Below are 12,929 nucleotides of genomic sequence, written 5' to 3'. Positions count from 1 at the left end.
GATTTATTTTTATACAATGAAACTGCCTGCACTTTGTTTAGACCAATTCTAAATAATGGGGCAGTTATGAATTTTTGGTAAAGTAAATCAATCTATACTGATTGGTGATAATATGATATTGTAACTTTGCGGCGCACGATTAAACCGATATCTGTGAATAGTCTAACTCATCGCGCAGTATTGACTGCAGTTTTTACCCTAGGTACCTTTATTTTTGGTTTTGCTCAGTCCCCTGCATCGGGTGACTCCTTGATCCTAAGCAGAGGCATACTATTGATAGTAGTGTTTTTACTATTAGGTTTTGTTTTGCTTATAGCTGAAAAATTATTGCAAATCCAGGCCATGAGATCCGGCGCAAATGACCTTAGCCGATATTCCATTTTCCCTCAAATAAGCAAATGGTTTGAATCAAAACCAAAGCCATATGTTGGAGACGCGCCTGTGATCAAACTTTCAAAAGGGTATAACCTACATTTAGCTGGTGCGCCGGAAAAGGAAACCTTACAAAGAACTGCCTCCAGGTACGCGGTAAATGCAACAGATTTCAGAGGCATTGCACCGATCCCTAAAGTGGTAGTCACTGTAGGTCAGGAAGTGGCAGCAGGAGATGCTTTGTTCTTTGATAAAAATTTGCCTGAAGTCATTTTTGCGGCACCTGTGAGTGGCGAGGTTATTGAGGTCAATCGTGGTGATAAAAGAGCTATTACAACGGTCGTGATTCTGGCTGATAAAACGATACGATACAATCAATTTCTTCCTTTTGAGTTGGCTTCAGCTGATCGCAATCAAATCGTGAAATATATCTGTGAAGGTGGGGTTTGGCCTATGATTATCGAACGCCCTTTTGGTACCCTGGCTGACCTGCACCGCGCTCCTGATAATATCTTTATATCGACTTTTGACAGTGCTCCGTTGGCACCTGATGCCAATATCATTTGTTCAGGTAAAGGAGCAGAATTGCAAAAGGGCATAGATGTACTAAATCGACTGACTGGGGGAAAGGTTCATATTGGACTTAATGCGAGTCAAACTGAAAGCCCGGCAGCGGAATTTACTCAACTCACCGGAGCTGAAAAACATTGGTTTGACGGGAAACATCCTGCAGGGAATGTGGGAGTTCAAATACATCATATAGATCCTATTAAGAAAGGGGGTAGGGTTTGGACATTAGGGGTTCAGGAGTTAATTACACTAGGTGCTTTATTCCTTAGAGGCAGGCATGAAGCAGATCGTATGGTAGCGATTTGTGGTTCGAGCTTTGATAAAAACGGTTATTTATCGACCTATGTGGGGGCATCTTTAGGAGAACTTATAGCTGACAGTACCAAGCCAAATAGTAGGATCATCAGTGGAGATGTATTGAGTGGTCGACAGGATAGCAAGGACGGATATCTGCATTATTTTGATGATCAGGTGACCTCCATCGAAGAAGGCAATCAGGTGACTTTATTTGGCTGGGCGGTACCCCGCATCTTGCCAAGTGTATCCGGCATGTTGCCTAATAAAATTCTGGGGGACATCCAATATGAACCCAATACCAATACTAATGGCGAACCAAGGGCTTTTGTCATGACTGGTCAATATGAAGAAATGCTGCCCATGAATATTTTTCCTCAACAGTTAATGAAAGCTATTTTGACCAAAGATATAGATAGAATGGAAGGTTTGGGAATACAAGAATTGGCAGAAGAAGATATTGCTTTGTGCGAATTTGCCTGTACTTCAAAGCAACCATTGCAATCTATTCTGAGAGACGGTCTTAATATGTTAAAAGAGGAGAGCTAACCTAAAATCAATTTTTGAAATCTGACGACATTCAGCTATGGCATTTATAGATAAAATCAAATCACTGGAACCCGACAAGAAAAAAAGTCCTTTTCTGCATACGGTTTATGATGGCTTATTTACTTTTCTTTATCAGCCGGCCACGGTCACAAAAGGTGGCGTCCATATCAGGGATGGAGTCGACCTTAAACGGACGATGGCGATGGTCGTATTGGCTATGCAGTTATGTTATATATTTGGCACTTATAATATAGGCCAGCAGCACTTTATGGCTATAGGCCAACACACCGGTTATTTTGATGCACTACATTTAAAATTGTTATTTGGCTTAGTCAAACTTCTGCCTATTTGGGTGGTGACCCATTTGGTTGGATTAGGCGTAGAATTTTATTTTGCATATAAAAAGGGTCACGCAATTGAAGAGGGTTTTTTGGTAAGCGGTGCGCTTATACCTTTGATTATGCCTCCTGATATTCCGCTTTGGATCCTGGCCATAGCTGTTGCATTTGCAGTATTGTTTGCAAAAGAAGCTTTTGGTGGGACTGGAATGAATATTTGGAACGTTGCTCTGGTAGCTCGGGTCTTTATATTTTTTGCTTATCCGGGCACTATATCTGGATCAGATGCATGGGTAGCAGGGTTAAATTATGATGGAGGGCATATCACCTCAAGTTATAGCGGAATATCAGGCTGGGTGCTGCACCTTTTTGATAAATTATGGGGCTTTTTTGGTTGGAGTACTATAGGATCCGGTGGTACTTCTGTGGTAGATGGATTTACCGGAGCTACCCCTCTTGCTCTGGCAGCAAGTGGAGGATGGGAGGCGGTGACTGCCAAATATTCGCCTACTGAACTATGGTGGGGAGCTATTCCCGGATCTATAGGTGAAACTTCAAAACCACTTATCATCGTTGGTGCCATTATATTATTAATTATGAGGTTGGCGAGTTGGAGGATCATGGTGTCAATGGTGATAGGTTGTGCCGTGACTGGAATAATATTTAATGCCTGGGGGTTTAATGCCTTCATGAATGTGCCATGGATCTATCATTTTTACCTGGGAAGTTTTTTATTCGCAATGACTTTTATGGCTACTGATCCAGTGACAGCAGCTGGAACCAATAGAGGCAAATGGTATTATGGATTCTTTATAGGAGTAATAGGTATGATCGTACGAGTCATGAATCCTGCTTATCCGGAAGGTTGGATGTTGGCTATTTTGTTTATGAACTCTTGTGCACCATTGATAGATTATTTTATTACACAATCAAACATGAAAAAAAGATTAAGCCGTGTTTAATAATCGTTACATATTGATATATACTCTGGTCCTTGCCCTTATAACCTCGATCGCCCTGGCCTTTGTGGTAAATGGGTTGAAACCGCTACACGATTCCAATGAAGCAGTTTATAAGAAAAAGGATATCCTTGGATCTATTAAAGATCAAATTGGTGTGGATCCCAGCAAGATGAAAGACGCGGATATCATCAGTTTTTTTGATACAAAGGTTGAAAAAATAGTTTTGGATGCCAATGGAAAGGAGGTTAGTGGGGTGGATGCTGAAACTGTAGATATGGCCGCCGAAGAAAAGAAACCGCAGACAGATCGAAAATACCCTCTGTATGTTTACAATGGTGACCAGGGCAAAATTTATCTTATGTCCTTAAGGGGCAATGGCCTTTGGGATAAAATCTGGGGATTTATTGCGCTCAAAGATGACTTTAATACTATTGTAGGTGCCTCGTTTGGACATACAGGAGAAACCCCTGGTTTAGGTGCTGAAATCAAGGACAACCCTAATTTTCCGGCATCTTTTCACGGAAAAAAGATTTACAATGACGGACAGTATTCATCCGTATCAGTTGTAAAAGGAGGAGTCAAAGATCCTGAACATCAGGTGGATGCCATCTCGGGAGCTACCATCACTTCGACCGGGGTATCCAATATGCTCTCCAAAGGAATATTACCTTATTTACCATATTTTGAATCTTTAAAGAAAAAATAGAATAATATTATAAATCAAAATAGCATGTCAGATTCAGCTGTCAAATCCCTTCAAGTAGTAGAACCAAATGAGCCTATTTTTGGCAAAAAGGAACGGGCTCTTATCACTGATCCACTTCACATGGACAATCCCATTACCGTCCAAGTACTGGGAGTCTGTTCTGCGCTCGCAGTCACGACCATGGTCAAACCCGCACTAATAATGGGTATATCGGTGATGCTTGTGACAGGATTTTCCAATCTGGTCATTTCAGCGCTGCGCAATACTATTCCTAAACAGATACGTATGATTGTCCAGTTAGTGGTTATTGCCGCTTTGGTGACCATAGTGGAACAATTTCTCAAAGCATTTTCATATGATGTGTGGAAACAATTGGCTGTTTTTATAGGACTTATCATCACCAATTGTATTGTCATGGGTCGACTAGAAGCATATGCTATGGCAAACAAACCCTGGCCTGCATTTCTTGATGGGATAGGGAATGGCCTGGGTTATGCATGGATATTGGTCGCAATAGCTGCGATCAGAGAATTTTTTGGCAGAGGTGCCTTATTAGGGTTTAAGATTTTAGGACCTTCTCCTGATTTTTTAATCAATACACAATCAAGTAAATTGTTATCATGGTATCAGCCAAACGGTTTGATGGTATTACCTGCTTCAGCTATGTTTTTAATAGCTACTATTATTTGGATACAGCGAAGTAAGGAGAGTAAGCTTATTGATATTTCATAATTTTTTTATTTAGATATATTTAATTGAAATTTATATTATGGATCTTCTAAATATTTTTATCAAATCGGCCTTTATCGAGAATATGGTCTTGTCCTATTTTATTGGGATGTGTTCATTTTTGGCGGTATCAAAAAGTGTTAAGACAGCGATTGGTCTTGGAGCTGCGGTGATTTTCGTATTGGCGATTACTGTGCCAATCAACTGGGTGATCAGTGAAAAGATTTTGGGACCTAATGGTCTATTCAAAATGGATCTAACCTTTCTTAGATTTATTCTATTCATTGCAAGCATAGCGGCTACAGTGCAGTTGGTAGAAATGGCAGTTGAGAAGTATTCCCCTTCATTATATAATGCTTTGGGTATATTTCTACCATTGATCACAGTCAACTGCGCTATCCTTGGAGCAGCCCTTTTTATGGTAGCCAGGGAGTATAATTTTCAGGAGTCTGTAGTCTATGGCGTCGGATCGGGCATCGGTTGGTTCATTGCTATTGTGCTGATGGCTGCTATTCGTGAAAAATTAAGATATAGTCATGTGCCGGCTCCTTTGAGAGGTTTGGGTATAGCGTTTATTATTACTGCCTTTCTTGGAGTCGCGTTTATGAGTTTAATGGGGATCAATCCTTCCAATTATTTTACTAAATAGAGAAAGAAAATAATTATGATATTTCTGATCAATTTAATGTTTGTGATTTGGGCGATAGTAGCCTTTTCGGTACTGTTATTGATCATGGCTTTTGGGCTCATCTATGCTCAAAAAAAGCTGGTTGCTCAAGGCGATGTTAACATCATCATCAATGGAGATGAAGAACACCCGTTAAAAGTAAAGCCCGGAAGTAGTTTGTTAAGCACACTCTCAGGTGAAAAAATATTTTTGCCTTCAGCTTGCGGTGGAGGAGGTACTTGCGCTATGTGTGAGTGTCATGTGGACTCTGGAGGTGGTGATGTATTGCCAACAGAGCTCAATCACCTGTCCCGGAAAGAAGCTGCAGAGCATAAAAGACTGGCTTGCCAGGTAAAAGTGCGTCAGGATATGCATATCAGAGTACCCGCAGAGGTCTTTGGTATCAAAAAGTGGGAATGTGAGGTGATCAGCAATTATAATGTAGCTACTTTCATTAAAGAATTTGTAGTAAGGTTGCCTGAAGGCGAACACCTTGATTTTGAGTCAGGTGGATACATTCAAATTGATGTTCCCAAAGTAGAGGTTGATTATAAGGCATTCGATATCAGGCCTTTTCCGGATGACCCGGCAGGCGATGATAAGTTTAAACCAGATTGGGATAAGTTTAATCTCTGGCCATTGAAAATGAAAAACAGTGAAGAGATCTTCAGAGCTTATTCCATGGCCAATCATCCTGCGGAGGGTAATATTATCAAACTCAATATTCGAATTGCAACACCCCCCTGGGATAAAAAATCTAATGGTTGGCTAGGTGTAAATCCAGGCATATGCTCCAGCTATGTATTTAGCCGAAAACCGGGTGATAAAGTAACTATAAGTGGTCCATATGGAGAGTTTTTTATCAAACCGACCAAAAAGGAAATGGTCTACATCGGTGGTGGAGCAGGTATGGCGCCTCTAAGGTCACATCTGTTTCATTTATTTCATACTTTAAAGACTACTGATAGAAAAGTATCTTTTTGGTATGGGGGTAGATCCAAAAGAGAACTATTTTATACTGAAGAATTTAGAGCCATTGAAAGAGAGTTTCCCAATTTCAGATATCACATAGCTTTATCAGAGCCTCAAGCAGAGGATAACTGGAAGCTGAGCGTGGATGTTAATGACCGTGAAGGAGATGGTTTTACCGGATTTATTCACAAAGTACTCTATGACAATTATCTAAAGAATCACCCAGAGCCTGAAGAAATAGAATATTATTTCTGTGGACCTCCTATGATGAATGCAGCAGTCATTAAATTATTGGATGATCTTGGGGTGCCAAAAGAAAATGTTGCCTTTGATGATTTTGGTGGTTGATTAGCCGACTTCCTAATACTTCATTCGAATTAATCTAATTTGTATAAACTCCAATTTGAGGAGGCTTTCTCCAATTTTTTTGTTTCAAGAATAGATGGGAGGCTCCAATAATCGGCAGTAAAACCTGCTCTTAGCGTTTTGCGATCAGGCTTGATAAGGGTAGATACTCCATCAGAGAAAATAAATGCATTTTTTAGACTTGTATCGTAAGTATCAAGTTGAAAGGGATTTTGAACTTCTAGTTGTAAGAGATTGGGTGGTCTGTAAAAAGTCATCCTTAAGCCCGAAGGTCCATACATATTAGACTCTGTATAAAATATCACGACTGGCTTGGCCGACTTGGTTTGATTAAAGATATATCGGTAATAAAGTATATGAGGGTTAGCCGGTCCCATTATTCTTACCACCAATAAAAATAAATTAAATATACAGATACTGCCCATTACCAACTTTACAGGCAAATTGAGTTTAATTAGGGAAAATGTTTTTTCAGCTCCAAGGGTGATTAAATAAAGGAAAGGAATCAGCATTGGAAACATGAATCTGAGCTCTTTGTGGCTGGTCACAAGATGAGCAACCACAAAAGGAATTATGATCCATACCATGAAGTGCTTTCGATTGGAAAAAAGGCCAATCATGAAAAAAGCAATCAGAACAATATTTAAGACAGGGCCTAATGCATTGAAAACAAGAGGAAAATAGGCGTACCAAGGCGAAATCCCAAAACTTGAAGCTATGCCTTTAATAACATTTGAGTCAAAATACTTTAAGGAGGTGAGTTGCCAGCTACCATACAGCCAATAATCGCATAGAAAGCCAATGATCAACCCCAACAATGCTCCGACACTCAAATAACTCCACCCTTTTAATTTCAGCGATTTATTATTAATCAACCATGCAACTATACCCAGACCTGCAAAAGCTATTTGAAATCTGAATTGGAAAGCAAGACTCAATAATAGACCAGCCATAAAAATTGGAAAGAACCTATTGGTATTAGAGTTGGCTAAGGAATTCATTAAAAAATATATACCTCCGAAAAAGAACAATGAGCTCCAGTTTTCAGAAGAAAATCTTACGAGCAAAAAGGGACAAAACCATAAAAAACCAGCAAGGCTGATAAAGATGGTTTTAACCGACTTAGAAGATGGGAGCTCTTTTATTATTAATCTTGTATAAAGTATGATAACCATCAAGCTCATTATACCTGATAAAAGGCGTAATATAAATGCGATAAAGAATGGATCCTGTATCCCAAGCACCCTGTTCAAGCTCATGATGGTATAAGCTATGAATGGCTGCAATCCAGGCCTGATTTGCTCGTGAAACTCCCATGCAAGGCCTTCAGGTTTGGCAAGCCCTGACTTGTAATTGGCAAATTCAAGTAATTGAAAATGTTCGTCCCAATGGAAATATCCCTGGCTGGTGACGGACATCAATAACAAGATCAATCCACATAAAAACAATAATGTTTGTGAGGTCTTAGGTTGATTCATTCTGTTCATAACTTTACAGAATCTAGGTGATTTGAAATTCTAACTTTTCTATATCAGGTTGTTTGCCCAAAACAATTATTCTATATCCCGGCAGCAATTCTAAATTTTCGGTTGATAAATCATATTGCTGTTCAATATTTTTTATTCCAAGCACCAGCACTTTATAAGATTTTAATATTTCTGCTTTGTCGCAGAAATATTGTTTTGTCACAATAAGTTCTACCAGGCTGGACTCTTGTTTGTTTTGAAAAGCCAGGATGTCAAGGAACTCTTTTAAATCGGGGTGGCTCACAAGTTGAGCCATGTGCACGCCACCTATTTTGTCAGGCATGATCACATTATGAGCCCCGGCATGTTTTAATTTGCTGATAGAGGTGTCATGGGAGGCCCTGCTAATGATGAGGATATTTGGATTTAATTCTTTGGCAGTAAGGATACAAAATACATTGTCTGCATCTTCAGGCAGGGTAGAAATCAGGGCTTTAGCTCGCATAATCCCCGCCTCCAACAAAGCCTTTTCAGTGGTAGCATCGCCCTGAACCATATATGGAATCAAGGTATTACTTTCTGCTGTTTTAGATTCTTTATCAATGACGATAAATGGTATATGGTTGGATTGCAGGACCTCTATAGCTGACTGACCATTTCTACCATAACCGCACACAATGACATGGTTTGATATTTTTTGCAATTGTTTTTCCATATTATGCAGTTTATAATCTCTAAAAAAATGGCCTTCAAAAATGTACTGAGACATCAAAGTAAGGAAATAAGTGATCGCGCCGATATTGAGTATAATCAAAACGACTGTAAACATACGACCAAGGTCACTGAGGGGTTTTACCTCACCAAATCCAACCGTAGATAGGGTGATGATGGTCATATAAAGACCTTCTGAGAAATTGTATTTTTCGATGATCATATAACCTACGATTCCAATGGTCAGAATCGTACCAAAAAATAAAATCGGAGTGCGAATTTTTTTATAAGGGCTTGGATATCGGATTACTGGTTTCAAGGTGAGTGCTCTTTGACAATATAAGACTCATAATTATAAGAAAAAAAGGTCACCTAACCAAATGGCAGGTGACCTTTGCAAGGCAATAAAATAACTTTATCCAGCAGCGAACACCTGTTCAAAAGCCTGAACAAAGTCAGCTTTTATATCATCAATATGTTCTAAGCCGACGCTGATACGTATCAGATTGTCCAATACACCTGCAGAAGCCCGCTCGCTGTCCGAGAGTTGTTCGTGCGTTGTAGAGGCAGGGTGAATGGCTAAGGATTTGGCATCCCCGACATTGGCCAAATGGCTGATTAACTTCAATGAATCAATGAATTTTTTCCCATTTTCGACACCACCTTTGATACCAAACTGTAAGATGCCACCAAATCCATTTTGTAAATATTTTTTCGCCAACTGGTGATGAGGACTATCAGCCAATCCAGGATACCAAACAAATTCAACTTTATCATTGCCCTGGAGCCAGGTAGCCAGGTTCATTGCATTTTGTACGTGTCTTTCTACCCTTAAACTCAATGTCTCCAACCCTTGTAAAAACAAAAAGGAATTGAATGGGGCGAGGGCTGGACCAAAATCTCGAAGTCCCTCGACTCGGGCTCGAATGATAAAAGCGATGTTGGGCATACCAAGTGGATTGCCTTCGCCAAAGATCTCCCAGAATTTCATGCCATGATATCCTTCACTTGGCTCAGTAAATTGTGGGAATTTGCCATTGCCCCAATTAAAATTGCCAGCATCTATGATTACCCCGCCGATACTGGTCCCATGACCTCCAATCCATTTGGTCGCTGAGTGGACGACTACATTGGCGCCATGTTTAATAGGTTGACACAGGAAGCCACCTGCTCCAAAAGTATTGTCTACGACTAAGGGGATATCATATTTTTTACAAAGGGCTGCAAATTTTTCAAAGTCAGGAATGTTTAATCTCGGATTGCCGATGGTCTCCAGGTAGATTGCTTTGGTATTGGCATCTATTAGTTTTTCGAAACTGTCGACATTGTCACCATCTCCAAATCTTGCGTCAATACCCAAGCGTTTAAAGGCTACCTTAAACTGATTGTAAGTGCCACCATATAGATAACTGGTAGAAATAAAATTGTCCCCAGCCTGTAAAATATTATTCAAAGCGATAAATTGGGCTGCTTGTCCAGAGCCTACCGCCAGGGCAGCAACGCCTCCTTCGAGTGCAGCCATCCTCTGCTCAAATACATCGGAGGTGGGGTTCATGATACGAGTATAAATATTGCCAAATTGTCTCAAGCCGAACAGATTGGCAGCATGCTCAGAATTGTCAAAACCAAAGGAGGTGGTTTGATAGATGGGCACAGCCCGGGCTTTGGTCGTAGGGTCTACTTGTTGGCCGGCATGCAATTGTAGCGTTTCAAATTTGTAATTCGACATAATTTTTAAAATTGTATTAAGGTTTATAAATAATTTTATGGAGGACTAAATTTGGATTCAACCGTCAGAAAATAATGGTAGTATTTGGCAGGAGACAGGGTAATATGGTATCAATGCATGCCTTGCGGCATACAAATATGGATACAAAAAATGCTTTCCTTCTTCATTCGTTGAACCAAAAATAATCAAAAAAAATGATTTTGTAATAGAGATATCCAGTGAATGATACATGGTGAAGTCCTTCATGCTACATATTTTCCTACCTTTGCCCACTTTGAAACATGGAGATCAAAAGGTACCTCATCACATCTGCATTGCCCTATGCCAACGGACCTCTGCATATAGGACATCTTACCGGAGCATATCTTCCCGCTGATATTTTTGTTAGATTCCTTAGACTCACTGGCAAAGAAGTCGTTTGGGTATGTGGATCTGACGAGCATGGAGCAGCGATCACAGTAAAAGCAAGAAAAGAAAATACTACTCCCCAGGCTATCATCGATCAATATCATGAGTTGCTCAAAACCACGCTCCATCGCATTGGGATTTCCTTCGATATGTATCACCGTACTTCTGCGCCAATTCACCATGAGACCAGCCAGGATTTTTTCAGAACCCTTTACCAAAAAGGTGAATTCCAGGAAATAGAAAGTGAACAATATTTTGACGAACAAGCCGGACAGTTTCTTGCAGATCGATATATATCCGGAACCTGCCCAAAATGTGGTAACCCGCACGCGTATGGCGATCAATGCGAGCGATGCGGATCTACTTTGAGCCCAATAGATCTCCTCCATCCGGTTTCGACTCTGACGGGCTCGACACCCATCAAAAAACTAACCAAACACTGGTACCTACAATTAAATCACCACCAGGAATGGCTGAAAGAATGGATAGAGACCGGCAAGCTCGACGGTGTAGAACACCACGATCCAAATGAATGGAAGCCACATGTCCTTGGACAGTGTAAGTCTTGGTTAGATGGTGGGCTTGAGCCCCGTTCCATGACCAGAGACCTGGAATGGGGGATTGATGTGCCTCATGAAATTCCGGGGTCACAAGGAAAGAAGTTATATGTCTGGTTGGATGCACCGATCGGATACATTAGTGCCACCAAGGCCTGGGCCAATGAACATGGTAAGGACTGGGAGCAGTATTGGAAAGATCCGGAGACGGCGTTGATCCATTTTATTGGCAAAGACAATATTGTTTTTCATTGTTTGATTTTTCCGGTTATTCTTAAAGCCTACGGCGGTTACAACCTTCCTATCAATGTACCTGCCAATCAATTTATGAACCTGGAAGGGGATAAAGTCTCTACTTCACGCAATTGGGCGGTGTGGATCCATGAATACCTGGACGAATGGCCCGGCAAAGAAGATTTGATGAGGTACTATCTCATCAAGAATATGCCCGAACAAAGAGATAGCGAATTTACCTGGAAAGGCTTTCAGGATGCATGCAATAACGAATTGGTCAATAACCTGGCAAATTTTTTTAATAGGGTGATGGTTTTGATCAATAAGTACTATGGGGGTAAAATACCCAGTTTCGATCCAGACAAAGGATTTGTGGGTACGGAAGACCCTGATTTTGATTCTTTTCACGAAGTGGAATTGTTGAACATTTTTGACAGAATACAGGACCTAAATCAAAGCATCAGAGAATTTAAATTTCGAGATGCGTTGAAAAGTCTCATGGATCTATCTAGTACAGGCAACTCTATACTACAGGCCAATGAACCCTGGAAAAAGGAGAAAACCGAACCCGAGATCGCAAAAGTGGTGCTCAACTATTGTGCCCAGTTATGTACTGCTCTCAGCGTCGCTATACGCCCCTTCATGCCATTTACTTCGGACAAAATGCGTGCACAATTGAATCTGCCTCTCTTGAAAGACCAGAATGAACTCAACGAATTATTGGATACCCTGGCAGAAGGTCTACTTCCCATCGCTGAAGGTCATCAAATTGGGGAGCCTGTCCATATTTTTACAAGGATAGATGATGCCCTGATTGAAGCACAAGTATCTAAACTCAATAGAGGAAAAGCGCTTGCTGCCCCAGCGCCAATCGAAAGTATTCCTATAAAAGAAACGATATCGATAGATGATTTTAATAAGATAGATTTAAGAGCCGGTACTATATTATCAGCTCAGAAAGTGCCCAAGGCTGATAAACTTCTGCAATTGGAGGTAGAGCTTGGTTTTGAAAAAAGGACCATCGTCAGTGGTATAGCGCTTCATTTTGATCCTGCTCATTTGCCTGGTCAAAGAGTCATCATAGTAGCCAACCTTGCACCTCGAAAGATGAAGGGGATTGAATCTAATGGGATGATCTTATTATCAGAAAATGGCGATGGAGGTCTAAAATTTATAGCACCCAACGAGCACGCTGAAAATGGCAGTGTAGTCAAATGATATCGTTGTAATTCCATTATTTTTGTGTTTCCATTCTACCCAACAAGTTATCCTAATGATATGACCACAATAAAAAAATCG

Annotated in this window: 10 protein-coding genes; 7 read left to right on the top strand and 3 right to left on the bottom strand. The window is 40.5% G+C overall.

Translation table 11 applies throughout. The features are described from left to right. The first annotated feature begins 342 nt into the window (after nucleotides 1–342). Genes IPJ09_08090 through IPJ09_08065 form a run of 6 tightly spaced genes read left to right on the top strand, consistent with a single transcriptional unit; the run spans nucleotide 343 to nucleotide 6,507 of the window. Complete coding sequence (locus IPJ09_08090) at nucleotides 343–1,785, top strand: Na(+)-translocating NADH-quinone reductase subunit A (protein ID MBK7371387.1); 1,443 nt, start codon at nucleotides 343–345, stop codon at nucleotides 1,783–1,785. Nucleotides 1,786–1,822: 37 nt separating this feature from the next. After that, on the top strand, nucleotides 1,823–3,085 hold the full coding sequence (locus IPJ09_08085) for an NADH:ubiquinone reductase (Na(+)-transporting) subunit B (GenBank protein ID MBK7371386.1): 1,263 nt from the start codon (nucleotides 1,823–1,825) through the stop codon (nucleotides 3,083–3,085). Further along, a complete protein-coding gene (nqrC, locus tag IPJ09_08080) occupies nucleotides 3,078–3,791 on the top strand; it encodes an NADH:ubiquinone reductase (Na(+)-transporting) subunit C (GenBank protein ID MBK7371385.1) in 714 nt (237 codons plus the stop codon). Before IPJ09_08085 ends, nqrC begins: the two co-directional genes overlap by 8 nt. 24 nt (nucleotides 3,792–3,815) lie before the next feature. After that, nucleotides 3,816–4,523 (top strand): NADH:ubiquinone reductase (Na(+)-transporting) subunit D, encoded by a 708-nt coding sequence (locus IPJ09_08075; GenBank protein ID MBK7371384.1) that lies wholly within the window; start codon nucleotides 3,816–3,818, stop codon nucleotides 4,521–4,523. Between the two features lie 37 nt (nucleotides 4,524–4,560). Further along, on the top strand, nucleotides 4,561–5,169 hold the full coding sequence (gene nqrE / locus IPJ09_08070; GenBank protein MBK7371383.1) for an NADH:ubiquinone reductase (Na(+)-transporting) subunit E: 609 nt from the start codon (nucleotides 4,561–4,563) through the stop codon (nucleotides 5,167–5,169). Between the two features lie 15 nt (nucleotides 5,170–5,184). Beyond that, a complete protein-coding gene (locus tag IPJ09_08065; GenBank protein ID MBK7371382.1) occupies nucleotides 5,185–6,507 on the top strand; it encodes an NADH:ubiquinone reductase (Na(+)-transporting) subunit F in 1,323 nt (440 codons plus the stop codon). A 29-nt stretch (nucleotides 6,508–6,536) separates the two neighbouring features. Here the strand turns inward: IPJ09_08065 and IPJ09_08060 are convergent, their stop codons facing one another. The 3 genes from IPJ09_08060 to IPJ09_08050 form a co-directional block, all read right to left on the bottom strand. Continuing rightward, nucleotides 6,537–8,012, bottom strand: a complete 1,476-nt coding sequence (locus IPJ09_08060) for a hypothetical protein (protein MBK7371381.1) — start codon at nucleotides 8,010–8,012, stop codon at nucleotides 6,537–6,539. Nucleotides 8,013–8,025: 13 nt separating this feature from the next. Then, entirely contained in the window at nucleotides 8,026–9,021 is a 996-nt protein-coding gene (locus tag IPJ09_08055; protein ID MBK7371380.1) for a potassium channel family protein, read from the bottom strand. 96 nt (nucleotides 9,022–9,117) lie between these two features. Further along, nucleotides 9,118–10,431, bottom strand: a complete 1,314-nt coding sequence (locus IPJ09_08050) for an O-acetylhomoserine aminocarboxypropyltransferase/cysteine synthase (GenBank protein ID MBK7371379.1) — start codon at nucleotides 10,429–10,431, stop codon at nucleotides 9,118–9,120. 281 nt (nucleotides 10,432–10,712) lie between these two features. Here IPJ09_08050 and metG point away from each other — a divergent pair, with 281 nt between their 5' ends. Next, nucleotides 10,713–12,848, top strand: a complete 2,136-nt coding sequence (gene metG, locus IPJ09_08045; GenBank protein ID MBK7371378.1) for a methionine--tRNA ligase — start codon at nucleotides 10,713–10,715, stop codon at nucleotides 12,846–12,848. Nucleotides 12,849–12,929 lie beyond the last annotated feature (81 nt).

The organism is Saprospiraceae bacterium (genome assembly GCA_016709995.1).
Taxonomy (GTDB): Bacteria; Bacteroidota; Bacteroidia; order Chitinophagales; family Saprospiraceae; genus JADJLQ01.
The sequence above is the reverse complement of the archived record's forward strand: the minus strand, read 5'-3'. Positions and strand labels throughout refer to the sequence as shown.